A 25,133-nucleotide genomic window follows, 5' to 3' on the forward strand; every position below is an offset into this window, starting at 1 on the left:
TTCGTGATTCGTGATTCGTGGTTATAGTGGATGTTTACGATACCTGACGAGAAGAATGGCTTAATTATTTGGCGTTTAGCGCTTGATACCTAGCAGGTGTTTGGCCAGTCCAGCCAATAAAAGCACGATTAAAGTTAGAAGGGTCATTATATCCACAACGCCATGCTGTTTCGCTAGGTGACAATCCCTCCTCGTTAAGCATTGATTTGGCTGCTTTGCAGCGAGACTTGTCCCTGAGCGCTCTAAAGCTGGTATTGTTCTCTGTTAATCGTCGTTGAAACGAACGAGCTGACATGTCTATCTGTTTGACAAACCAAGTGATATTGAACCAAGGAAGCGTCGCGTAGGTATCGATGAGATTTTTGATGTTATTTAACCAGTCTTTACCTGTAGACAGGGTATTGAAGGGGATAAAGTCGGCAGGTAAGTCGATTGACAGGGCACCATAAGGTTCACCAAAACTAAATTTAACAGGGGCGAAACTCTTGGGAAGGTTTTTGTTTAAATGAGCAGGAGAGCTCATGAGCACTTGATTCGGCTTCCAACTGGCACCATTAAATTTACGGCAAAATGATAGTAAAGCAAAACTGCGAAACCATTCTGCTTGATCGTAGCCGGGCATTGTTGGCCGGTATGCGCCGCGATGGCAAAGAAACCACTGCCCATTAATACATTCAACCCAAAGGACAATATGGCTACTGAACTCGGGCATGACCTCTATTATATGATGAATGGCACTTGCTAAATCGTCATAATTTGAGAGCGAACGGTCAAGATCGGGTGATATTTGTTGAATAGAGATTAAACGGCCAACTTCCAAGCCAATTTTCTTTTGGGTGGATGCGACCATGGCCATCAGAAAGTTCATGGCATGTTGTGTCGGAACCCAAGCGGATTTACTCGTAAGATCTTGAGGAATGTGGTGTTGACTTGCGATATCACGCCACGCAATGCCATGCTGTTCAAAATAAGCAATAAAGGGAATAAGATTATTGGTCTGGCTGATGTTAATTTTATTTGGCATCAGAATATAATCACCGATTTTTTAGTGGTAGCTTAGTTTGACTCTGAAATGGGTATCTGAACATCTTTAGCCATATAAATCGAAATTCTCAATACCAAATAGCTTAGTCATTAACTCAAGACTAAGCTACTCAATATTAATAATTTCAGTTATTTAAGACGCGTTGTTTTATTTGATTTGTTCTTTATTGCACGTGCGAAACGCAGGCGGCGCTCTGCAGAGCTTTGTTCATCTGAGTTGTTGCTTCGGCTTTGACGGTCTTTATAAGCTGGTTTGTTGTGCATTTTGTCTAGCAATGCATCGCGGCTAGCCGGTTCATAACCAGCAAGTTGAATACGCTTGATTCTTTGTTGAATCAGCTTTTCAATTTGTACTAGCGTTAGTTCTTCTTCGCGGCTTACAAAAGAAACAGCGTGACCTTGTTGTCCTGCTCGGCCGGTACGACCAATACGATGCACGTAATCTTCAGCTAGGAAAGGCATGTCGTAGTTAACAACGTGAGGTAGACCTTGAATGTCTAATCCACGTGCGGCCACTTCGGTTGCAACCATTACGCGTGCTTTACCTGTTTTGAACTCGTCTAATGCACGGCGGCGGGCACTTTGTGCTTTATCACCATGACAGAGCACGGCGTTAATGCCATCCAGTTTTAGCTCTTTAACCACTTCATTAGCGGTTTCTTTGTAGTTCACAAAAACCAGCACTTGTTGCCAGTTCTTTCTACCGATGAGCTCGGACAATAACTCACGCTTGCGAGTTTCATCTACTGGATAAACAACATGTGCGACGGTGTCGGCTGTTGAGTTTTCAGCACTCACGATGATGCGTTTCGGTTTCTTTAAAAGGTCTTGTGCTAATGCGTTCATTTGTGGTGATGAGGTCGCAGAAAACAGCATTGTTTGCGGATGGCGGCTTACCCCATTCATGATGGTACGAATCGCACTGATAAAACCCATATCCAGCATACGGTCGGCTTCATCAAAGACTAAAAAGTCTAGGTGGGCGAAACTGACGTTGCCTAGCTCAAGGTGTTCAATTAGGCGGCCTGGTGTTGCAACAAGAATATCAACACCAGCACTAAGTTTGCGCTCTTGAGAGGACATTTTCGCGCCACCAAACACAGCGGCAACCGAGATGTCGACGTATTTTGTGTAGCTCTCGATGTTCGCTGCGATCTGGTCAACAAGCTCACGTGTTGGCGCTAGAATTAACGCACGTACTTTTGCACGGCCACGTGGCTTCGGCTGCTCAACGATCTGCTGAATGATAGGCAAAGAAAATGCAGCGGTTTTACCGGTACCAGTTTGTGCGTGTGCAAGGATATCCTGACCACGACGAGCGTGTGGGATAGCTTGTTGTTGAACGGGCGTGAGTTTTTCGTAACCACACTCAGTTAGTGCGCGCACAATATCCGGTGAAAAACCTTGTGATAAAAATGACATTCTTTGTTCCTAAAAGCAGATGGCGGTTTTATATGGCTTTCATTTGAGAAAGAGAAAACAGCGGCTGACCAAAAATACGGTCGCTGATTATAGAGGAATAATCGGCGTTGGTCGTGACTAATTTTGAATGATCGAATGAAATTTGTACAGGAAAGGCGCTAACAGCCTGAAAAGAAACGTGTCACGGCATGGATGAATGCTACCAGCGTGCTTGTGACCCAAGGTATTGGATCGAAAAACACCTTGGTTAACGGTTTTATCACCGTGAATCATCGGTGATAAAACCGTTAAGGCGCACGTTGAATCAGCTAAGGCCGATAACTTGTATCGTTAGTACGATTTAACGAGCTCTAGATTTCCGCGTTAACGTCTATTTGTCGAATACATCTAATAAAGATGTTTTGTCTAACGGCAGGGTTTGACCTAGGCGGCTACTTTCCATCGCTAACTCAATGAGCTTGATGTTCCAAAGTGCATCTTTGGCACTGACGGGTGGGCACGAACCGTTCCGAATAGCGTTTGCTATTTCAGCAAAATATCCTTGATAGTGGCCCGGTTCGGTAGTGATGACTTCGACAGAATCGTCACGATACAAATGCCCGTAATGTTCAGGGTCTTCTTCTGTCCAATTTTTGTTGAGCGGCGAAACTCCGGCGATCAAACGTGCTTCTTGAGGGTCTACCCCCGTTTTCTCATAGCTTCCTTGTGTTCCTTTTACACTAAATCTTGGGTTGGGTCCGGCACTAAAAAGATCACCATGTAAGCTCGTAATGTGGTTTGGGTAATGTAAGACAACGTTAAAGTAGTCGACGTTGGATGAGCCTTCACGCAACATTAAGCATTGAGCGGTTACGGCATCCGGTAGGCCGAACAGAACCAACGCTTGGTCAATAAGGTGAGAGCCGAGATCGAAGAGAATACCGCCACCATTTGTGGTTTGTTCGCGCCAGCGCTGTCGGACCTCAGGACGAAAACGGTCAAAGTGTGATTCTATATACTTAACGTCACCGAGGCGCTGCTCTTCGATTAGTTTTTTAACCGTGAGGAAATCGCCGTCCCAGCGACGGTTGTGGTAGACACTTAGGACACGTTGCTGCTTTGCCGCCAACTCAATTAATGCTTCACCGTCTGATACCTGAGTGACAAATGGCTTTTCCAAGATGACGTGTTTGCCGTTCTCTAATGCTTTTTTTGCTAAATCAAAATGCACATCATTGGGCGCAGTAATAATGACCAGTTCAGCATCCGATTGGGTCAGAAGCTCATCAGCATTTTGATAGTGAGCGACATCGGGCCAATCCTTATTGACTAAGTCGGTTTGGCTGGTGCTGATCGCGCTAAGCTCAAATTCTGGCATGCTAGCAATAAAAGGGATATGGAACGTTTTTGCTGAAAATCCGTAGCCAATGATGGCCGTTTTAATTGGGGTCATGGTTATGCTCGCTGGCTCTTGATTGAAGGCGTGGTGAGGATCAGTTCAATATCATTGGCAGAAATGATATTGGCAATGGCGGCAGGTGGTGTTTTATCGCAAATGATGACATCAACCTGTTCAAAGCCACACACATGAAAAAAGTGTTGCTGGTCAAACTTGCTACTGTCGCAGACGAGTATGGTCATCTCCGCTTGAGCGATCATGGCTTGCTTCATCGAGGTTTCCAAATCACTGGTTGTCGATACGCCATGTACCGATAATGCACACACACCAATAAATGCTTTATTAATTCTATATTTTGTAAGCTGTTGAATAGCATACGTTCCCAATATTGCTCGATGAAAAGGATTAAACTCACCGCCTAATACGTGGACGCCGATGTTGGCGTCTGAATCTTTGGTCAGCGCTGACAAACCATCGACGGAATTAGTGACCACTGTAAGAGGCGCACGCAGGTAACTTGCCATCGCCGATAATGTGGTGCCTGTGTCCATTAAAATGAAATCGTTAGGATCAACAAAATTGGCGGCCGCTTGGCCAATATCCCGTTTTTCTTGGCTCATGGTTTTTTGTAGGTAAGCGGTGGCATGAGGGGTGATTGGTGCAGAAATTGCACCGCCGCGAATCCTTTGAATACCAGGTAGCTGGGTTAATTTGACGAGGTCACGCCTTGCTGAATCTCTTGAAATTTCAAAGTGCTGGCACAGATCATTTAATGTGATCTTTCGTTTTTGCTCTAGCAATACTTGAATTTCTAACAATCGTTCGTCTTGTGTCATTCGCTTATTATTACTTGTTTTGGTAAGTGATTGTGTGTGATTGTAAGGTGATATAAGTGATTGTGCACGTGGTTATCGATGTGAAGGTGACTGAATAATCTTGAATTAAGCCTGCCTCAAGAGCTAAATCTTAAGGCGCTATCTACCTTGATTTTAACCAATATGGAAAATAGTGTTCGACTGTCAATATAGTTTAGTTTGCATAAAATCGGTGAGGACCGCAGTGAAAAGCTGAAGTTTAATTTGTTGCTATGCTGAGCGGGGGGTCGACTTGCTTAAAGTGGCACTATCGAATGTGATTGAGTCTATGTTCTGGATACATTCTGATCTAAGTTGAAATTGGCATATCCATTAATAATCTGGATATGCCAATTTTTCATTCTACGGTTAGCTCTGTGGATTACTTAGCAATCCCTAGCGGTGAAAAGACGACGTACAAAATAACTACACCAACACAGATAATTGCGGCCATCGGTTTTGCAAACTTCCAATGCTCTAATTGAACGACATTCGCAAGTTTTGGTTGATATTCAGATGCACTAGGAAAGAGAGCCCCAATAATCAGCATCAGAATAGCTGTCGCGACAAATAGCACACCAGTCAAATGTAGAAAATGGATATCAAATTTAAACACAAACATCGATAGAATATAGCTGATCATAAAGAACGCAACTCCGATATTTGCAGCCATTGTTGGGACTCTTCGTGTAATAAAACCGACAACAATAATGGTACACATTGGTGCCATATAAAAACTGTTAATTGTCTGAAAGTATTGGAAGAAACCTTGTGGGGCATAATAGATAAATGGGGCAACAAAAATTGAGCCGAAGCCTATGATCCCACTGAACCTACGACCTACCTTAACTAATTTTGTATCACTCGCCTCAGGGTTAATCAGTGGCTTATAGACGTTTAAAGTAAACAAGGTAGAAGTACTGTGAAGCACATTATTGAACGAGCTCAGCACCGCGCCAAACAATACTGCTGCAAAGAACCCAAGCATTGGTGCGGGTAGTACTTCGCGAACCAGTGCAGGATATGCAGCTTCTCCAGATTGTAATGAATCACCAAATAAGGCAAAGGCAATAACACCCGGCAGTAGTAAATAAAATGGGCCTGCAAGTTTAACAAGTCCAGCCCAAAGAACGCCTTTTTGACCTTCTGCTAAATTTTTTGCCCCTAGTGCACGTTGAATGATCGATTGATTTGTTCCCCAATAAAAAAGGTTGAGGATAAGCATACCCGTAAAAAAGGTTGAGATAGGTACTGGGTCATCATCTCCACCAATCGCATTAAGTTTTTCTGGGTGCTCTGTCATCAATACTTGGAATCCATCCAAGGCGCTCCCGTGGCCAAGCGCGGCTAAACCGAAGAAAGGAATAAGAATTACACCACCAATAAGTAGCCCAACTCCGTTAAATGTATCGGCATACGTAATCGCTTTTAGGCCACCAAATACAGCATAGGAAACCCCAATAAAGCCTAGTGCAAAAACCATTACCCATAAACTACCCCAATATGAAATTTCGAGTACTTCAGGTACATTAAAAATACCACTTAAAGCAACAGAGCCCGTGTATAGAATTGGAGGTAACAGATTGAAAATATAGCCAAACAAGAATAGGAAAGTACATAAGTACATTGTACTTTTCCCATATCGATCTTCGATAAAGTCTGGAATGGTGCTGAACCCGCCACTTAGATATCGAGGTAACAAGTAGAGCGCAACTAAGACTAGCGTTAAAGCAGCACAGACTTCCCATGCCATAGGCGTCATGTTTGCTGTATAGCTTTGGGCATTAAGCCCTATTAGTTGTTCGGTAGAAAGATTGGTTAAGATAAGTGAAGACGCGATGATTATGCCACTCAAGCCTCTTCCCGCCAAAAAGTAAGAATTCGCATCTTCTTTTTCTGTGTTTTTTTTAACTTTTAACCATGAGCCAATGGCAACCATGGAGGTCAGTAGGACAAAGGTAATTGGAACTATCATAATGAGCTCTCTATATTATTTTTTAATTTTCTAGCAGCTTGATTCTTTTCTCAAAAGCTGGGGGGGGGTATTTGTTGTTCACTTAATTAACTGTGATCACCTTGATGCCTTCCATACGAATATTGGTTTCGATTGCTTCTGTGAGTTCAGATAGTGGGTATTCGTGTGTGACAAGTTTTTTAATTGGGAGCCCAATACGCTTGATGCCTTTCATGCACTCTATTGCGTTCGGATAATCTTCGGGACTATAAGCCCAAGAGCCCACTAGGGTGATCTCTTTGTTACAGATGTCCAGGTGCGGATTCATGGTTGTTTCGCCGTTATCAACAAAGAAACCCACTTCACATAAGCCGCCCCCGCGTTCAATTAATTTAAGAACAGTAGAGGCAGCTGAAGGAACACCGGTACATTGGAACGCAAATTTTGCTCCACGACCATTAGTCAGTGATTTAACTTTTTCAACAATGCCCTCTGTACCGTCATAGTCCATAAAGTTAATCGTCTCAGTTGCCCCTAACTCTTTGGCTAATTTCAGGCGGGATTCTTGACCATCGATCGCAATTATATTTTGCACTCCGAGAGTTTTTAGTACTGCGATCACGGAGAGTCCGATAGGACCAGCACCTTGAATAAGTACCGTAGAAGCAAAGTTAATTAATTGCGTTGTTTTGGCGCGTTCAACGGCATGAACCGCTACAGCAACAGGTTCTATTAGGATACGTTCTTTTAGGTCAAAATCTGACACGTTAAAGAAAGTCGAACCTGACTTAAGTACGAGATACTCCCCAAACCAACCATTAAATCGGTTTTCAGGCTGATCACCCATAAGCCCATAACAACCCATATTTTCGCAGAGATTGGTTCGGCCAGGTGTGCTAACGCAAGGCTCACACTCACCACATGGAATGATACTTGTAATAATTTTCGAACCGAGTCCGACAACGTTACCTACTGTATCTTTAGTGATTTTGCTACCTATTTGAACGATTTCGCCGGTTCCTTCATGGCCAAGGACGATAGGCATAATGCCAAATGGGTCATTGCGATATTCATGAACATCGGTACCACAAACACCACACCCTTCTATTCGAATTAGAATTTCATCATCTTTAATACTTGGAAGTGGGTATTCCATAAATTGGATAGTTTTAATGTCCTTTAGGACAGCAACCTTAGCTTTATTTGGAATGTGCATAGTAATTTTTTCCTTGATTCATCATAAAATTGAGGTTTCCCGCACCAATACATCACTGCGTGGTGCGGGTTGAATTTAGAAATTGAAGCGCGTTGTCAAAACTGTGTGACATCGACAGTTTTGTTGGACTGAATCAATCGCTTTTATACGATGGAGTTGACGGCTTTAAGACGATCTAAAACGACAGCTTGAACGTGAGGGATAACCTCTTTCATGATCGCTGGTGGGTAAGCGGAAGCGACATCTTGAGAAATCTTTGCATGGGCTTCTCGCATATAAGTGGTGTGGACAATCGTGCCGATGTTAATCTTGGCAATACCCATGGTAATCGCTCTTTGAATATCTTCATCGGCGATACCTGTCCCACCATGTAATACCAGTGGATTAGATACGGCATTAGCGATCTGTTGTAAGCGGTCAAAATGGATTTTTGGCGTGGTGGGCGTAAAGCCATGAGCGGTACCGATACCAATTGCAACGCTATCCGGTCCCGCTTCTTCGCATAGAGCAACTACATCAGCGACGGAAGCGAGGTAGTCATCCTCGCTCTTAATGACTACATCTCGGCCCATAATTTTCCCAATCTCAGCTTCAACGGACACTCCCGCGCTACGAGCGTAATCTACGACTTCTCTTGTCATTTTTATATTGGCTCTAAGATCACTATGAGAGCCATCGATCATTACAGAATCGTAACCATCATCAATAGCGCGCTTACATAGATCAACAGAAGTACTATGGTCTAAATGTAAGTAGATTTTTTGATTAGCAATTCGTTCAAAGCCATCCACCATTTTACGGCACAAGTAAGTGCCATTTAGCTCTGCAACAGGAGGGTACGTCATCGCCATAAATGGCAGATTGAGTTCGTTTGCAGCTAGTGCAACGGCATGAAGGTCATAGATATCATTGATATTAAACCCAGCAAGGCATCGTGCTTCTTTACGGTATTGGTTGAGTAGCGCTGTTAAGTTTGTAGACATAATTCATTTCCAATTTAGTTGGTGCAATTAATAATCAAGTTTCTTTGGCAGACCTCGGCCTGTCGTTGTTGCCGCTGTTGGTTCTAACTCACTGATGCCAGTCCAGTAATTGAACTCTCTGAGGTCTTCAAGTAGGTGTCCACGAGCGACAATCCAGTGATGGTCCATACCGTGGTTCATGATGGAACTTGCTACAGATTTAGAGTTAAGTTCTGTTGGAGTGATTTCGCCGTAACAGCCTCTATAGCGCATTGGTGAATCGACAAGGTTTCCCTCAAATGAGAAAATGGTTGATGCATGAGGATATTGATATTTGGCAATGGTGACAGGCCCTGTTTCTTGTAGGAATTCGAACAGCATTCCGTAAGATGTTTCTGGATCGTAATTATCCAATATGCTGTGGTTACGTATTTCAAGCTGACAACCTTCACGCATCAATTTGGTTGATGTACCACCGCAGTGCCACATACCAATTTTATTCTCAGCATGATTAACGAAGGAGAAATCCATTAATGTCGGTAGTCCTTGGCCCATAGTGATTTCATTTAAAACCGTCATGGTAAGCAACGCGCCCATGTCCGATTCATCCGCTACTGGGATGCCAAGGTCTTGCACCAAAGAGCCGGCACCATCGCCAGATATGCCATAATTATCAAAGAGTTCCGGCCAGTTTTTCAATGCCACACCAATGTAGCCTTCTTTGTTCGCATAGTCAGCGATAGCCAGGGCGAGCCTAATTGACTTTTTCATCTCATCGCGCTTTACATCGCACTTTGCAACGACTTGCGAGCTTACTAGCTGATCGACTAATGGGATCAATACGTCATCACTATATTTGGCCTCTCCATGGAGCCAAATGGTGTGCATGTCGATTCGTTCTATCGATAAACCAAAGTGCTTGGCAATCGACATTTCGTTGAGTTCACAGTCATAGAAACCGGGCACCCTCATCCCGCCTACCATCAATAATTTGGCATGTTTAAGGCGAGCTTTTGCTGACGTGGTACGAATAAAGCGGCCTAGTGATTCGTTTAAACTTTCAGCACCAGGCTCTTCAAATATCCATGAATATGGAATTTGCATTGACGAGAGGTTATTAAGTAAAAAATTTTGTCCGCATAAACGGTTAGCGGTTAGACTTCCACCAGTTGTTTCTGTATGGGACCAACTCAAGATCGGTACATTGTGATCAGCAAGCCAGAGTGCCAATGCCAAAGCCAAGTCACCTTGTATGTATGATGCTTGATAGACGATAAGCGCCTTCATGCCTCGAGCGTAATAATTTTCTAACAGAGCTAACATCTGCTCTTTAGTTTGAATTGGCTCCTCTTCTGCAAGCATTGAGTTATGCTGCGAAAAGACGCCAGTAACGTCCGATACTGCTTGTTTATAAGATTCTTTGGCTTTCGCCCAGTCAAAATGTAGCTCGAAACCAATACCGATAAACCCTACAGGTATATCGCTGCAGGTCGCTTTAGGGGTAATAAGTGATTTCATTTCTTGTTCAAGTATTCCAGAACGGAGCGGAAAATTAATGGTCATGGAGTTCACCTGTGATTAATAGTTTTTGATAAACGATTTAACGTCTGAAGGGGATGGGAAATAGGTTCTTCCACCAAAATAGGTCGCGACGATAGCGGCAAATGCTGAAGCGAAGATCATTCTTTCCGGTAAGGCGTCGCCTTGAAGTAGGCTGTACGCATAAGCGGCATGATAGGCGTCACCGCAACCAGTGGTATCAACCACGGCCACCTCAAAACATGGTTGGTAGTGGATTTCGCCCTGTTGTAGACCCCAGCTACCATTAGCGCCATCAGTGACTATTAGAAGTGCATCGGTGAGTTTACTCAGGGTTCGTAGGCAGTTTTCTGGGTCTTGTTCTTTGGATATGAACTGAGCAGCTTCCAGTGGCAGAATGACGTGGCTGCCAAGCTTGAGCATCGTTTTTAGCTGGGTAAGGTTACCTGCTTCCATATCGATAACAGAGGGAATACCTTTAAGTTTAGCTAACTCCAACAAGGCGATGTTGCCATCGACGTCATAACCATCGACATACAACAGCTTTGTGTTATCAAGCCATAAAGGGTCGATATCTGCTTTACTAAGAGCACGGTATCCATTTGTGGTATAGAAAACCGTTCTTTCACCAGATTTGGCATCGACTTGAACTAGCGCTGTCGCGGGTACCATTGATGGTTCAGACAGCATCAAGCTGGTATCAACGCCGCATCGCTTTAGTTCATTACGAGCAATGTTACTTTGTGCATTTTCGCCAAGGTAACCTAAAAAGGCAGTACTTAGCCCTAAAGTAGCCATACCGCATGCACCGTTGCCAGCAGGTGCTCCCCCTTGAATTATGATGTTGTCGACTTCGTGCTTGTTTCCTTGGGTATACTGCTCAGGCAGTGTCACAAGCAGGTCGATAACATTTAAACCTGAAACCAAAACATCAAATGTCATTTGATTGCTCCATTAATAAGAGTGTTTGTTATTGGTATCAGACTACGAGTTATTTATGTGATGGGCTAAATACTCAATTTGATTTGGTGTGTACTATTTTTCCCTTTATGGTGTTTTATTGGTTTTAATTTCGGAAATTTAGAACTTGATCATGGTTTTTAAATCGCTACAAGTCCCGTTTTTGATTTGCACATTCTTCTTTTATCCATAAAGCTCATTTACATGATGAGAGGTTTATATCAACGATGCAGTTAATGTGGGGCGAAACTTTGTATCAATTCAAATGAATTGATTGGGGCCGTTATTTTAAGAATGGGTATTTTGAATTGCCGAAAAAATCAGTAGGGCTTGTTGAATTGGACACCATAAAATGTCACGAAGCCGCCCAAAAAGGAGGGGGGGATATGCACGGCTTATATAATGCACAAGCGTGCGGTTAAGTTTGTTATTCACCCTAACCGCAGCCATGTTTTAGTTAACAGCAGTGGAACATATTGCTGTTGTTATAAAGGTTAACGTCAGAACTATTTTTCTATTTTAAGTCTCCATAACGACTTTCATACAGCGAAGCATGAAACACTTTAGCGGCGTCAACCAAGTCTTGGTATGGCGTATCAGTGACCGTCACAAAACCGTTATTGTAGTTTTCGCCATCCCAAGCACGTCCAGTGACAGGGGAGTCCAAGTATTGGAACCAGTGCGCTCCAACAAAATAGGGGTTATCGACAACACTTTGCATGTAATGCTTGAACATATCACCGCGCCATTTTTGGGATTCGCCACTGATTGGTCCTGGATGGAACATGCCACTATCCATCGCTCCAAAGGCAAATTCACCAATAAAGCTTGGTTTATCCAGTTCTTCTAGTCGACTCCAGTCTCCTTTTGACTGAAGATCATAGGCATATAGGTTATAAGACATTACATCTACATACGGTGCTGCTGCTTTTGTTGCTTCTGGTGTTACGCCCCAATCCGCAAAGCGAGAGCCAAGGTAAAGATGATTGGGTAATTCTTGCTTTACTTCTTCACTAACAATCTTGAAGAACTCGTTGGCGTGTAACGTTAAGAACATGGAAAAATCAGCTTTGAGCGCATCCGTGTATTCACCAGAGAATTGGTACCCGTCTGAGAGTTCATCCCATGATGCGAGTTGCTCACCCCACGCAGTATTGAGAGCACTAATGTCACCATATTCACTTTTCAACGCGTCGACATAGGCGGATTTTGCGAAGCTATTTTTTGCGTCTAAACGCAAGGCTCCGATGGCAAGAGAGTAGTGATTTGCATCAAGTTGCATGTTGCCCCATGTGAGCTCATTATCAACAAAAATACCAATACACCAAGGGGAATCAACGACATCTTGAGCCACACCTTTCACCATTGTTTTTACTGAGTTTCTAAACTCTGGATCAAATGGGTCGTGCATGGCCCCCCAGTAGTCGTTACCCGTTTTTATTGTTTGGTGATTGCCTACGTCCAACCATGGGCAGTGTAGGGGACTTTCGTATTGCTGTAGTATCCGGTATCAGACCAGTTTCCTAATGAAGTAAAGCCCCAATCCATCATTCGAGATAATACAACCTCTCGCCAACTCGCTAGTGCTTCATTAAAGGATTCAGGGGCGAATTTACGTTGTAAGTTTGCACCGTAGAATGAGAAAACTTCGCCGTGATCAAGAGGGCCATCATGGATCATTTTTCTGTATTGATAAGACTGGGCTAAGGAATCATTGTAGTCGGGTAGCCAACTGAACATATTGCGTCGCAAATCAGAAAGCTCAGTCTTCTCACCTTTTTGGTCTAGATACGGAACACCAGAAATCTCACTTGGCCGGTAGTTAGCCGTATCTGGTTGGTCAATTTTGGTAAAGCCAACGCCTGTTGTCGTATACGTATCATCTAACCTAATGTTGTCGAGACCTGTTGCAAAATAAAGGTAGCCTTCAGGATCAACAAGTGCCCATTTACCTTTCACTTTTTCAGTGCGAAAGTAACCCGTCGCATTGAGTTTTGGACCTTCCTTCCAACCGCCAAATTTTGATCTGTCTGGCATTAAGCTGGCACTTTTTACGAGGTTGATGTCTTTCTTTGCTTGTTGTGCAAGTTGCTTGTCATCGGTGACTTTTTCATGCCAATTTTCTTCTTTGTATTGGCCATATTGGTCAATCAGGTTTTCAAAACGAGTGGAGTCAGCGGCGAGGTTAGGCAGTAAAGACACGGCCGATATTTCTAGCGTTGCTTCGTTTTGTGGGTTCATTTGAAACAGTTGAATACTGACAATGTTACTGGTGTCTAACTCATCCGCACCCCACCCAAACCCCATTTGCTGTGCCTGATACGCTTTTCTTGGAGGCAACCCTCTCATACCCGCATCAAACGTTTGGTCTAAATTTTTCAGGGTAAAATAATATGTCCCTTCATCATTGGGTGATAGTTGTACGTACCCTGTACGACTGTGTTTGACGCCGTCTGCTTTACCACCCAGCTTGACATCGACTTCATCATCCACCCGCACATAGAGCTGGATGGGGGTATCACCGGTATATTTGAGATCGAAGCCTAGAGTGATGTCTTCGTATTGACTCCAGTCCCAGGGTTTATCTTGAGCTATCTTGACGGTTGGGTAATCTTCATCCGTACCATAATGAATTTCCAGCGATTGCTTGCCATTGTGATCTACAATACGAATGTCAGAGCCTGTATGACGCTCGATCATGTCTAGATTAGTATCACTGAATGAAATGACTGGTGCGATAATATCAATGGGTGCATCGATCACTTTTGTTTCTCGAACTTCTGATTGTACCAAATCCCCGGTTCCTTCAAGAAAATCGACGTTGTGAATTAGCAACGTTTGTTTTTCCGCAGGTCCCACTGTGTAGAGGGTCATCTCATACAATTGACGTAAGTTGAGCTCTTCTCCCCCTCGATAGCCAGGCATCTTCATGGCTGAACCACTGAAATAAAACTCGACGGTACGCTTCTCATTGGGTTTTAAATCGACAGCAAGGTCAAGTTGATGATCGGCCGCGCCCATGATACCCACGGTGTCGGCAAGTTTTATTTCGAAGTGCAAAGGGGTATCGGTTGGGTTTTCTACCTCCATTGAGAACCCGCCTTGTGTGTTCCAGTCCCAGGTCTCATTTGGAGCGAAAACCTTTAGTCCTGGCCATTTTGAATTGGCTTCGCTTTCGCTTATGGCATCAAACTCAACAGTGAGAGTGTTTTCTTTTTTTTCAAAGGTGACATGGCTTGCTTGCATCTTTGCCATGATTTCGTTGGACGTAAGATCAAGTTCTTCCGCCGTGTTTAAGGTGTTTTGGTTGGTCCAGTATGATATTGAATTAAAGTTCAACCAAAAAGTTTGTAGGTGAACCTATTTCACTCATTGAATTGTGACTGCAGCGACTGAAAGTGGTGAGATTTGAAAAAGATATTTGATTTAGCCCTTACAAACGGCATATTTACGTGTTTGTTCATTACATTTTGGTCGCGTTGATACCATGTGTAGGTTAAGTTGTTTTGATTATTTAAAAATAAAATGGCTTTTGCGATGCGGATCAAGGATTGGTTTGTTATGTTGAGTTAGATTGGTTGACAAATTTATTAAGTGCAGTGTGCTTGTCTTGGTACTGCCAGTTTTGAGGTAATTATCAATATGTCAGTATCAGCTAATGACGCCGTGACGTTTTCTGAACATGATACATCAATTTCGCTATTTGACTTCACTGAAGCAAATATTCCAAGCCAATTTTCGTTTGAAAACATTGAGGCGCATATTGTATCAAGCGGTGAAGGCATTACTGCTGGAAAACATGCGTTAAAAATTCATACCCACAGTAAAGAGAACTTTTATACGTCGATTGTCCTTGAGCCAAGCGACGACGAAGTATGGGATTGGAGTTTGTTGCCAGCGTTTAGTTTTGCTTTTGATGCTACCAATATCGGTCAACGTTCAACACAGCTTTTTATCAATTTGTTTGATCATAAAGGGCAGATGCATAGCCGTTGTGCCACAATTCCATCTCAAACAGATGATACCTACTTAGTTGAATTAAAAGGGGAGTTTCTAAAAGGAAAAACTAACTTTGATTCTGGCTTACGTTCTAATCCGGCATCGTTTGATACTCCGTTTACTTACGCCACATGGATGTGGGGATTAATGAATGTGGATTTGACGAGTATCGTAAAAATTGAACTGAGCATCCATGGCACTTTGATTGATCACGATCTAGTCTTTGACAATTTCCGATTGATGTTAAACCCAGAGCCAAACCCAACCTTTTTAGAAGGTGTGATCGACCAGTATGGTCAAAACCGTGATGCGTTTTATTCTGAAAAAGTAACGTCTGATGAAGATTTACTCGCGCGTACGAGTCGTGAATTGCAACTGCTTAAAGAAGGTGCGATGCCGGATAGAGGTAAATTTGGCGGATACATCGATGGTAAACGTCTGGAAGCAACCGGATTTTTTAGAACGGAGAAAATTGATGGTAAATGGTCGCTCGTTGATCCGGAAGGTTACCCCTATTTTGCAACGGGCATTGATATCATTCGCTTAGCTAATGCCTATACTATTACAGGGGTTGATTACGACCATAATAAAGTGGAATCTCGTACCTCCGATGATGTCACACCAGAAGATTCCAAAGAGAAAGTCACCGTACCGTTTGCCGCCAAAGAAAGTGCGCATGTTGCCAACAAAGCAAGGCGTGACATATTCCAATGGTTACCAAGTTATGAAGAACCTCTTGGTGACCATTATGCTTACATGCGTGAGTTGTTTGAAGGGCCTGTCGAACGTGGCGAAACGTTCAGCTTTTATGCGGCCAACTTACAGCGTAAGTATGGTCTAGACTACTTAGAGAAATGGCGTGAAGTCACACTCGATCGAATGTTGAACTGGGGTTTTACGTCTCTGGGCAACTGGACCAATCCAGAGTTCTACAGCAACGAGAAAATCCCCTTTTTTGCGAATGGTTGGATTATTGGCGACTTTAAAACCGTGAGTAGCGGTGATGACTTCTGGGCCGCACTGCCTGATCCATTTGATCCGGTCTTTAGAGAGCGCGCTCGCGCTACAGTGACGCAAGTACGTGAAGAGATCAAAGAGACGCCATGGTGTGTTGGCATCTTTATAGACAATGAAAAAAGTTGGGGCCGAATGGGTACCATCGAGGGTCACCACGGTATTGCAATTCATACCTTAGGCCGTGATATGGCGGACTGCCCAACCAAGTTAGTATTTGTTGACGCACTGAGAGCGAAATACACCACGATAGACGCATTAAATGCCCGTTGGGGTACCAGTATTGCTTCATGGGACACGCTGGGAGCAGGCGTTAAAGGGCTAGATCATAACGAAGCGCAACTAGAAGACTATGGTATGTTGCTTGAAGTGTTTGCTTCCGAGTATTTCCGCGTTGTAAATGAAGAATTAAAAGCACAATTGCCAAATCATTTGTATCTTGGTGTGCGATTCGCAGACTGGGGAATGACACCAGACGTGGTACGTGCAGCGGCGAAACATTGTGACGTTATTAGTTATAACTATTACAAAGAAGGACTGCATCCTGAACCATGGAAATTCTTGCCAGAGATTGATATGCCAAGCATCATTGGTGAATATCATATCGGCTCAAAAGATGTCGGTTTTTATCATCCGGGGTTAGTCTGCGCGGCAAACCAACAAGAACGTAGCGAAATGTATGAGAGTTATATGCATACCGTTATCGATAATCCATATTTCGTTGGGGCACATTGGTTCCAATATATCGACTCTCCTATTGCGGGTCGCTCGTTTGACGGCGAGAACTACAACGTTGGTTTCGTGTCTACCGCGGATGTTCCTTATGAGCCAATGGTTGAAGCTGCCCAAAGACTGCATAGCCAGATGTACAAGCGCCGTTATCAAAAATAAAGATTGTTTCAGTTAATCACAAGGGCTGATATTCATTTATCAGCCCTTAACTCGGAGAGAGGCCATGGCATTTTATAGAAAAATTGTCGTTTTGTTATTAATCAATACAATGCTTTCACCGTCATTGTTTGCCTGTGCATTTCATGATCTTGCCACTGACAACCTCACTGAAGAATTGTCTTATACCGTTGGCCATTACATTAAAGTCGGACGCACTCAAGGAAAGATTGAAGAACCAAGCAATGACAGTATGGCCATGTACTTGTTTTTGAACTCATTACATAAAAAGTCCGCCGAACTAGCCATTTTTCATTTTCGACAGCCTATCGACGGTCACATGTCGACCATTGATGTGACGAGTAAGCCTACATTTATTGAATACAACCCGGAGCGTACATTGCCAATGTTAATCACAGAAATGGACATATTATGGGGGTTAGCGCAGGGACGATTTACTTGGCAGTGGGTGAAATCTGAAGGTTTGGCGACGATTAATGGTACAACTAAACAGCGGTCAAAATTAGATAAGATATTGAGTGAAACGTACAGTTAGTTAATGATTATTTTGGTGGTATTACGTTGTCAATAATACGTGGCTTGGCAATGATGATTGATATTTAGTTTATTATCGTATTATATAACGCACTATATCTCCGTTATAAGTTTTATATCGATTGGCTGATACTATGCGTCTTATATAATTTTTAACGTTAGCAGTATGATTTTATTATTAATTATTTTCCGGTTATGGAAGATATATCAATCACTCACGTTAATTACCAAATACTTGAGTTGATTGTATTTTTGGGTTCACGATGCTCACCGTGACACTGTTTATAATTATTAATAATTGTATTTTGGCCAGAAGTATCAATGTAAATTCATAGCCTGTATTTATGATATATAGGGTAAATAATGTGAAATAATTATTAGCATTAGGGAAGAACGATGAAAGGATTCAAAAAGGATTTACTAGCGTTATCTTTAATTGGTTGTTTTTGCACATTGTCTACAACATCGTTAGCAAGCAGTACACCAGTTGTCGTTAAACCAGCGGTTCCGGTCGTATTTAGAGAAACGATAGATAGTACCGTTAAACGGCTTGTATTAGAACTAGATAATCTAGGAGAGTATGCAACCGTCAGCGTTTACGTTAATGGTCATTTGATTGTTGATAATATGAATGTGCCATCAAAAGGCAAACAAACGCTATCTGTATTAGTGAAGTTTTCTGATTTAGGCCGAGTAGCGTTAACCGTAAAGTCGTTAACATCATCATTGGTGATCCATAATTTAACTCTAGAAACAGTTGATGATTTAATTGTCCCTCGTTATGAAGATATATCAGTGAAGGCTGGGCTTGATAAAGTTAATTCGCTTAAATATGGAGGTCCGTCCGTTGCAGATATTAATAATAATGGTTACTACGACTTTGTCATTAATAATCATAATGAAGAAAGCAGCAAACTGTATTGGAACAATGGTGATGGTACTGTAACCAAACATCATACAGATCTTTCTCGTTGGTATATGCATGATTTACACGGAACGTCATTCGCAGATTACGATAATGATGGTGATTTAGATCTAATTTTGGCACAAGGTGGCGGTAACGGTAGAAACCCATCGAGAAATAACTTTTATCATAATAATAATGGTGAATTTGTGCTTTACACGGGTGATGTCGGTATTGAACGCGGTGCTCGAGGCCGAGGCTCTAAGTGGGGAGACTTTAATAAAGACGGCAAGCTAGACTTTGTCATGATTAATGAGAGAGGGTTGTACAAAGAAACACCACAACATCATTTTTATGAAAATATGGGAGATGGTAAGTTTAAACTGCGTTCGGTTGAAGGTATTGAAAATGAAACGCCAGAGCGCGCATTAATTACGGACTTAAATAACGACGGTATTGATGACATCATTCTCTATGGTCACCGGGATACCATGTCAGTGTGGTTAGGAAATGGGGATTTTACTTTTACGAATATTACCTCTCAGTTTCCTAAAGCCCTTCGCGATGCGAAACAAATTTCAGCGGTGGTTGATTTAGACATTGATAACAACGGTAGAACAGATTTGTATTTTGCCCGCGGGAATGAGTTTGAGCATGGCCGAGGAGAATCGCCTTCGGTTGATTTTGATCCAGAAACTAAACAGTTCTCCATTAAACCACGCCCGTATTTTGGAAAAGAGCAGTGGGAATTTACCGCTGATGGAACATTAAAATTGGATAACTACTATTTCCTAGGACAAAATGGGTTTCGTCATAAAGACTATCCGATATTCTTAGGTAAAGATAAAAACGCGACGGCAGTCCCTTCAGGTGGCGAGTTTGAATTTTCTGCCGACGATGCACAGGGCTGGCCTGATGACATAAATAAGAGTGGCGTCTATTTCGGACATATAGGAAACGGGCAATGGAAAGCAGCGCTAGTTCGAAAAGGGGACATATTTTGGGCGTACAAATTTAATCTTACAGGAGTCACATCTTACGATTTAGATTTTACGCCAGAAAATCGAAATCGTAGAGATTTCTTGATTAGAAATGATGGCGATAAATTCGTTGATGTGTCGGAAGAATGGCAGATCCCTCGTGGTGGCAATGCGCAAGGAGTGACTACAGGTGATTTTAATAACAACGGCCAACAAGACCTTCTCGTTTATCGTTGGGGTAATGTTAACCATCGTATTTCTGACCTAATGTTGCTCAACAATAATGGTCGATTTGACGCCGTCACTATGCATGGTGCGTCTGATGTTGGCGGTCCTGGTTATGGCGATATGGGACAAGCATTTGACTTTGATATGAATGGTCGAACTGACATTTTAAGTGGCAGTGAGTTTGGTGAGTGGTATCTCTACAGTAACCAAACAGAAGGCATTGGCAATTATGCTTCGGTTAGAGTTGGCTACTCACCAAAAGATAACATTGATCCCATTGCTGCGACGGTCACTGTGAAAACCGCTGATGGAGAGTGGCGCAAGCGAGTTGGGTCTGCCGGCGAAATTTTCTCTCAAAGTTTGTTGAATATAGTGCATTTTGGGGTCGGTGATGCTGAGGAAATTGAGTCTATTGTGGTGACTTGGAGAAACGGCGAGTCTGTAGCGTTTCGTAACAAAGCGGTGAATCAACAGTACTACACCGACAAATTAGATCCTGAGTCACTAGAGATTGAATCCGAGTTTGAACACATTCGTGAGAATACAGAAATTGCGCTTGGATTAAGTTCGTTGCCGTCAAAATCTGATGCATCTGTAGTATGGTCAAGCAGTAATAATGATGTCCTAGTTGTCAACCCGGCGGGTGTGGTCTCTGCCGTTGGGCAAGTTGGTCAATCTGCGACGATCTCAGCCTCAAGTAAGGTGGCGGAACTCAGTGCTAAGCGCACGTTTGAATTAGTGGATTGGTACCCTAACCCACTACAATTAGTGGAGCTATCAACAGACCAAGCATCGATGGTCGCTGGGGAAACCATGATGCTTGACGTTGCGATTCATCCGACCCAGCCTGATGATGGGACATTGAATTGGTCGAGTAGTGATGAAGCGATTGCGACAGTGACGGATGATGGCCTCGTCAATGCTCTCAGCGCGGGTGACGTTACCATTACCGTACAATCTAAGGTTAGTGACACCATTGGTAGTGTGATAAAACTGACAGTTGAGCCAAATATAGAGGGCTTTGTGAGTATTATAAGCAGTGACGCATACGCTCGGCAGTCTATTGTGATTAAAGAAAATATGACGGTTAAGGTTAATTACCATGCGGGCACTGACAATAAAGTTATTTCGGCTGATGAAGGAGGGCTGCGAATTTGGCTGCGTCATTTCCAACGTAAATGGTTACCTCAACGTGACATTGTCTTAGTGGAAGCCGAGGCGATTGATACCGAGTCTGGGAACGCCAGTTTTACTATTCCTCTTGAGGGTGTTGTTCCGACCAATGAGTTGCCAGAAGGACACTTTTACTCGCTTCGAGCGACATTTACCGCGAGTGATGGCACCATGCATAACCATGAGATTTATCCGCTTAACTTTGTGGCGGAATAAACATGATAATTGTTAATCACAAAGCCTGTTGATACAGACATCGTCTGAAACTATCAGAAGTGTTAGGCGAAAAGCCCGACCTTGATTTCAAGGTCGGGCTTTATTTATTACTCTTACCTATTTGTTACACATGTTGGTCTTTTTACAGCTTAAACCAAGTACTATAAATGAGAGTGGAGACCGTTTTAGGGGTTGTCGCTTAAATTATGCGCAACATGGCGTAGTATATGTACTATTTTGTACGCTATATTGTTTTAGCAAGGTTTTAGTTGGAAAATAAGAACCTGACCATATTTCCAAGGATTATAATGAGACCGATACTTGAACATGTGCCTAACACTGAACAGCAGTTTTTGTATTTTAATCGTTATGAAAAGATGAGCTTTACCTTCCCTTGGCATTACCATCCACAGTGGGAGCTTAATTATATTATTGAGGGGACGGGGTCGGCATACACAGGTAACACCATTCGTCATTTCGTTGCCAACGAACTGGCGTTGGTTGCGCCAAACGTTCCTCATTGTTGGAAGAGTAATATTGGTACAAAGAGTGGTGTAAAGTCGATATTTGTTCAGTGGGATAATCGTTTTCTTGGTGATAATTGGTTGGAAAAGCCAGAATTCACAAGTATCAAGTCTATGTTTGAAGGGTGTAAAGCTGGGCTATCGTTTCGCCATTCTGACGTCTTTGGTGAGCGTATGATTGGTTTGCAATTAAAAAGTCCATTCAAACGCATGTTAGGGTTCATTGATTTATTACATGATCTAAGTATGCAAACAGACATCATGCCATTAGGGGAGGGCATGATGATGACACCCTCCATGGCTGCGGACAAACGAATCATTGCCATTTTGGATTATGTCAGCCAACATTACGCAAAAAAAATAACGGCACAGAATATGGCAACATTGACCAATATGACGCCCGTTTCTTTTAGTAAGTTCTTTACGCGAACCTTTGAAAAAACGTTTACTCAATTTCTCAATGAATATCGGATAAGTCAGGCGTGCAGTCTATTGATATCGACTCGTCTAACGGTAGAACAAATTGCTGATCAGTGTGGTTATCAGAATATGTCGTTCTTTCATCGACAGTTTAAGCTATTAAAATCAGGAGTGACGCCGATTGCATTTCGTCGCTCTTATCTGCAGGTCACTAATCAGGAACCTGCAGATAGTACGTTGTGACTATTTTTTGACGGGTTTAAAGACGCGTATCCAGTCGACTAACATGGTGTTGCGGCCAGAAGTGTCAGCCAGCTCTTTGTCAGTCGGGTTTGACGTCCACCAACTTTGCAGCTCATTGTTAATAATGATATCCATTGGCTTATTGAACCCTTTACCATCTTGATAATTGTAGGGATCAATAACAGATGTTGGTGAGCGTTCACTTGCTTGCTTTAAATAAGAAAAGTTAAATTCGCCTTGCTCTTTTTTATAAATATCAACTGCTTGATAGCCTTTACCATCGTCAGATAGATTCTTGTTGCCGTTAACTTTCGGGTAGCTGTAAGTCCACGTCCACTCGCCACGATTGAACATTTTTGTAGCAAAGGCATTGTTGTAGACAACACGAACGAGTTCGCCATTAATATAATATTCAAAGTGGAAAGGGTTAACCCAGTTCACACCAATTTGAATGTATTGACGATCGCCATTGTTCCAAGTGTAATCTCCCCAACTTGCGTGCCCTTCACGATCGCCAAGCCACCAACTGTTTGTGTCTCGAGGTTGATAATCTGTAAATGGGTCACGGATGAATGAGTGGTGGCTAAGATGAATATACTGCGAGAAATGGCCATTATTGTTGTCTTTGCCGGGATACGCTTCGAGAATATCAATCTCTTGCGTGTCATCAGGGCTGAGTAACCATACTGCCGTTGCGAGTGAAATATCAGCAAGACTCACACTGGCTTCAACAAAGACAGGATACTCGACCTGAGTATTAGAGGTGATACAACCAGCATTGACTCCTGGCTTTCCTTGTTTTTCCGTGCTCGGATTCCGTGATAGGTAGAATTCTAGATTGCCGTCTTGGACACCAATGTGATCGTGTTTCCAGTAGGTGGCGCCAGGGCCGTCCCACCCATTATGATAAAAGTTGTACCATTTACCTTCGCCGAAATCAGAGCGCTCAGTGGTAGGTTCAAATGTGTACTTGAAGTCATCTGAGATATGAGTTTGTGCTTGCCATTGTTGTTGCTCTCCCGCTGATGCAGGCACATCAAGTAACAAGTAATCACCTGCAGTTGGGTCGAGCCCGATTGCCTTGTAGCCGCCTTTCGACGCGGCCGTTAGTTCGGTTGTGCTGTCTGGGCCGGGTTGGGCTGAAATGACGCGCTCATAACCCGTTAATGTAGGTTTGGTGCTTGTTGATGCACAACCGGCTAAACCTATTGAGATCGACGTAATAATGAGGGTGCTTTTTTTCATTGAAATTGAATCCCTAGTATCAATCATAAAAAAATGCCAAAGATTGCTAATGAGTTAACTAAGCTTTGGCAATGTCGAGAATTTGGGTGTTATTGCGCAACGGGTTTGAAGACACGTACCCAATCGACAAGCATGACATTCTTACCTGAATTATCTGCCAGTTCAGTATCTGTTGGATCATGCTCCCACCAACTTTGGAATTCATTGTTTATGATGATATCCATTGGTTTGAAGAAACCTTTTCCGTTTTGATAGTCATAAGGGTCAATAACAGATGCTGGAGAACGCTCGCTGGCTTTTTTAAGGTAGCTGAAATTAAAATCATCACTATTTTGTTCATAAATTTCGACCGCTTGGTAACCCGTATTGTCACTCATTAGGTCGTTATTACTATCGACTTTTGGATAACTGTAATACCATGTTGACGCGCTACCGGAGTACATCTTAGTGGCAAATGCATTGTTATAAAGCACTCGAACCAATTCACCATTAATGTAGTACTCGAAATGATAAGGGTTGACCCAGTTCACGCCGATTTGTACGTATTGGCGGTTACCACTGTTCCAAGTATATTCTCCCCAAGTCTCATGCCCTCCCATATGATGGTCGTCGTTTGAACCTTGCCACCAACTATTTTTATCGCGAGGTTGATAATCAGTGAAAGGCTCTCGAATGAAAGAGTGATGGCTTAGATGAATAAATTTCGAAAAGTAGGTATTCCCGTTTCCGCCGCCAGCGTACGATTCAAGAATATCGATTTCTTGGGTATCATCTGGGCTTAATAACCACACTGCAGCAGCCAGAGAAATATCTGACATACTGACACTCGCCTCTACAAAAACGGGAAATTGAACTTGTTGGTTTGAAGAAATACACGCCGCGTTCACACCCGGTTTATCTTGTTTATCTATTCTGTCGCTTCGAGATACGTGAAACTCGGCTTTACCATTTTTTACCGTAACGTGATCGTGCTGCCAATAGGTTGAACCTGGACCGTCCCAGCTAGAATGATAAAAATTGTACCAACGGCCATCTCCGAAATCTTTTCGCTCTGATGTGGCATCAAATTGGTACTGGAAATCATCGGACATATCCGTCTGCTCTTGCCATGTCTGGTTGATGCCTGCATCTGCAGGCACAGCTAGATTATGGACGTCAGATGGTTCTTGGGTAACAGAAGCATAACCGAGTCTAGAAACATCCGTTACTATCGTTGAGCTATCAGGTCCAGACTGAGGAGGTGCGACACCATTTTGCCCACCTGGATCCGTCGGACCATCGCTTGAGTCTCCGCCACAACCGACAAGCGCAGTCGTAATTACTGTTAGTAAAAAAGTACGTTTCATTGTTTCCAATACCTTTAATGTATGTCTTTATACTTTGGATAAGCTTACACATTTCAATCAATGATCTCG

The 25,133-nt window shown here is 42.9% G+C and carries 17 protein-coding genes; 4 read left to right on the plus strand and 13 right to left on the minus strand.

Annotated elements, in window-relative coordinates:
- Window positions 1-64: 64 nt before the first annotated feature.
- From AB4405_RS19680 to AB4405_RS19730, 11 genes are all read right to left on the minus strand, one after another.
- Window positions 65-1,024: a helix-turn-helix domain-containing protein gene (locus AB4405_RS19680; RefSeq protein ID WP_372062499.1), complete on the minus strand. Its 960-nt coding sequence runs from the start codon at window positions 1,022-1,024 to the stop codon at window positions 65-67.
- Window positions 1,025-1,173: 149 nt separating this feature from the next.
- Window positions 1,174-2,466: a DEAD/DEAH box helicase gene (locus tag AB4405_RS19685; protein WP_102469020.1), complete on the minus strand. Its 1,293-nt coding sequence runs from the start codon at window positions 2,464-2,466 to the stop codon at window positions 1,174-1,176.
- A 370-nt stretch (window positions 2,467-2,836) separates the two neighbouring features.
- On the minus strand, window positions 2,837-3,898 hold the full coding sequence (locus AB4405_RS19690; protein ID WP_372062500.1) for an oxidoreductase: 1,062 nt from the start codon (window positions 3,896-3,898) through the stop codon (window positions 2,837-2,839).
- 2 nt (window positions 3,899-3,900) lie between these two features.
- Window positions 3,901-4,680 (minus strand): DeoR/GlpR family DNA-binding transcription regulator, encoded by a 780-nt coding sequence (locus tag AB4405_RS19695; protein ID WP_372062501.1) that lies wholly within the window; start codon window positions 4,678-4,680, stop codon window positions 3,901-3,903.
- Between the two features lie 400 nt (window positions 4,681-5,080).
- Window positions 5,081-6,673, minus strand: a complete 1,593-nt coding sequence (locus AB4405_RS19700; protein WP_102469023.1) for a solute:sodium symporter family transporter — start codon at window positions 6,671-6,673, stop codon at window positions 5,081-5,083.
- An 82-nt stretch (window positions 6,674-6,755) separates the two neighbouring features.
- A complete protein-coding gene (locus tag AB4405_RS19705) occupies window positions 6,756-7,868 on the minus strand; it encodes a zinc-binding dehydrogenase (RefSeq protein WP_102469024.1) in 1,113 nt (370 codons plus the stop codon).
- A 143-nt stretch (window positions 7,869-8,011) separates the two neighbouring features.
- Entirely contained in the window at window positions 8,012-8,851 is an 840-nt protein-coding gene (locus AB4405_RS19710; RefSeq protein WP_372062502.1) for a class II fructose-bisphosphate aldolase, read from the minus strand.
- Window positions 8,852-8,878: 27 nt separating this feature from the next.
- Window positions 8,879-10,393: an L-fucose/L-arabinose isomerase family protein gene (locus tag AB4405_RS19715; protein WP_102469026.1), complete on the minus strand. Its 1,515-nt coding sequence runs from the start codon at window positions 10,391-10,393 to the stop codon at window positions 8,879-8,881.
- A 15-nt stretch (window positions 10,394-10,408) separates the two neighbouring features.
- A complete protein-coding gene (locus AB4405_RS19720; RefSeq protein ID WP_102469027.1) occupies window positions 10,409-11,311 on the minus strand; it encodes a carbohydrate kinase family protein in 903 nt (300 codons plus the stop codon).
- Between the two features lie 532 nt (window positions 11,312-11,843).
- Window positions 11,844-12,740, minus strand: coding sequence for a beta-galactosidase (locus AB4405_RS19725; RefSeq protein ID WP_372062503.1), 897 nt, complete (start codon window positions 12,738-12,740; stop codon window positions 11,844-11,846).
- A gap of 44 nt (window positions 12,741-12,784) precedes the next feature.
- Window positions 12,785-14,584 carry a hypothetical protein gene (locus AB4405_RS19730; RefSeq protein ID WP_372062504.1) on the minus strand — a complete coding sequence of 600 codons (1,800 nt, stop codon included), beginning with the start codon at window positions 14,582-14,584 and terminating at the stop codon, window positions 12,785-12,787.
- A gap of 387 nt (window positions 14,585-14,971) precedes the next feature.
- Here AB4405_RS19730 and AB4405_RS19735 point away from each other — a divergent pair, with 387 nt between their 5' ends.
- From AB4405_RS19735 to AB4405_RS19750, 4 genes are all read left to right on the plus strand, one after another.
- A complete protein-coding gene (locus AB4405_RS19735) occupies window positions 14,972-17,233 on the plus strand; it encodes a beta-galactosidase (protein WP_372062505.1) in 2,262 nt (753 codons plus the stop codon).
- A gap of 64 nt (window positions 17,234-17,297) precedes the next feature.
- Window positions 17,298-17,786: a hypothetical protein gene (locus AB4405_RS19740; protein WP_102469030.1), complete on the plus strand. Its 489-nt coding sequence runs from the start codon at window positions 17,298-17,300 to the stop codon at window positions 17,784-17,786.
- Window positions 17,787-18,181: 395 nt separating this feature from the next.
- Window positions 18,182-21,286, plus strand: coding sequence for an FG-GAP-like repeat-containing protein (locus AB4405_RS19745; protein WP_372062506.1), 3,105 nt, complete (start codon window positions 18,182-18,184; stop codon window positions 21,284-21,286).
- Between the two features lie 308 nt (window positions 21,287-21,594).
- Complete coding sequence (locus tag AB4405_RS19750) at window positions 21,595-22,473, plus strand: AraC family transcriptional regulator (RefSeq protein ID WP_102469032.1); 879 nt, start codon at window positions 21,595-21,597, stop codon at window positions 22,471-22,473.
- Here the strand turns inward: AB4405_RS19750 and AB4405_RS19755 are convergent, their stop codons facing one another.
- On the minus strand, window positions 22,474-23,718 hold the full coding sequence (locus tag AB4405_RS19755) for a hypothetical protein (RefSeq protein ID WP_372062507.1): 1,245 nt from the start codon (window positions 23,716-23,718) through the stop codon (window positions 22,474-22,476).
- A gap of 89 nt (window positions 23,719-23,807) precedes the next feature.
- A complete protein-coding gene (locus AB4405_RS19760) occupies window positions 23,808-25,064 on the minus strand; it encodes a hypothetical protein (protein ID WP_372062508.1) in 1,257 nt (418 codons plus the stop codon).
- Window positions 25,065-25,133 lie beyond the last annotated feature (69 nt).

It is taken from the genome of Vibrio sp. 10N.261.51.F12 (assembly GCF_041471725.1).
Classification (GTDB): domain Bacteria; phylum Pseudomonadota; class Gammaproteobacteria; order Enterobacterales; family Vibrionaceae; genus Vibrio.

What these genes read in the sequence shown, in the direction of transcription:
- AB4405_RS19695 (WP_372062501.1), bottom strand. Translation starts at nt 4,680, where the DNA reads ATGACACAAGACGAACGATTGTTAGAAATTCAAGTATTGCTAGAGCAA.
- AB4405_RS19750 (WP_102469032.1), top strand. Translation starts at nt 21,595, where the DNA reads ATGAGACCGATACTTGAACATGTGCCTAACACTGAACAGCAGTTTTTG.
- AB4405_RS19720 (WP_102469027.1), bottom strand. Translation starts at nt 11,311, where the DNA reads ATGACATTTGATGTTTTGGTTTCAGGTTTAAATGTTATCGACCTGCTT.
- AB4405_RS19760 (WP_372062508.1), bottom strand. Translation starts at nt 25,064, where the DNA reads ATGAAACGTACTTTTTTACTAACAGTAATTACGACTGCGCTTGTCGGT.
- AB4405_RS19755 (WP_372062507.1), bottom strand. Translation starts at nt 23,718, where the DNA reads ATGAAAAAAAGCACCCTCATTATTACGTCGATCTCAATAGGTTTAGCC.
- AB4405_RS19700 (WP_102469023.1), bottom strand. Translation starts at nt 6,673, where the DNA reads ATGATAGTTCCAATTACCTTTGTCCTACTGACCTCCATGGTTGCCATT.
- AB4405_RS19690 (WP_372062500.1), bottom strand. Translation starts at nt 3,898, where the DNA reads ATGACCCCAATTAAAACGGCCATCATTGGCTACGGATTTTCAGCAAAA.
- AB4405_RS19685 (WP_102469020.1), bottom strand. Translation starts at nt 2,466, where the DNA reads ATGTCATTTTTATCACAAGGTTTTTCACCGGATATTGTGCGCGCACTA.
- AB4405_RS19680 (WP_372062499.1), bottom strand. Translation starts at nt 1,024, where the DNA reads ATGCCAAATAAAATTAACATCAGCCAGACCAATAATCTTATTCCCTTT.
- AB4405_RS19705 (WP_102469024.1), bottom strand. Translation starts at nt 7,868, where the DNA reads ATGCACATTCCAAATAAAGCTAAGGTTGCTGTCCTAAAGGACATTAAA.
- AB4405_RS19740 (WP_102469030.1), top strand. Translation starts at nt 17,298, where the DNA reads ATGGCATTTTATAGAAAAATTGTCGTTTTGTTATTAATCAATACAATG.
- AB4405_RS19745 (WP_372062506.1), top strand. Translation starts at nt 18,182, where the DNA reads ATGAAAGGATTCAAAAAGGATTTACTAGCGTTATCTTTAATTGGTTGT.
- AB4405_RS19725 (WP_372062503.1), bottom strand. Translation starts at nt 12,740, where the DNA reads ATGCACGACCCATTTGATCCAGAGTTTAGAAACTCAGTAAAAACAATG.
- AB4405_RS19715 (WP_102469026.1), bottom strand. Translation starts at nt 10,393, where the DNA reads ATGACCATTAATTTTCCGCTCCGTTCTGGAATACTTGAACAAGAAATG.
- AB4405_RS19730 (WP_372062504.1), bottom strand. Translation starts at nt 14,584, where the DNA reads ATGGCAAAGATGCAAGCAAGCCATGTCACCTTTGAAAAAAAAGAAAAC.
- AB4405_RS19735 (WP_372062505.1), top strand. Translation starts at nt 14,972, where the DNA reads ATGTCAGTATCAGCTAATGACGCCGTGACGTTTTCTGAACATGATACA.
- AB4405_RS19710 (WP_372062502.1), bottom strand. Translation starts at nt 8,851, where the DNA reads ATGTCTACAAACTTAACAGCGCTACTCAACCAATACCGTAAAGAAGCA.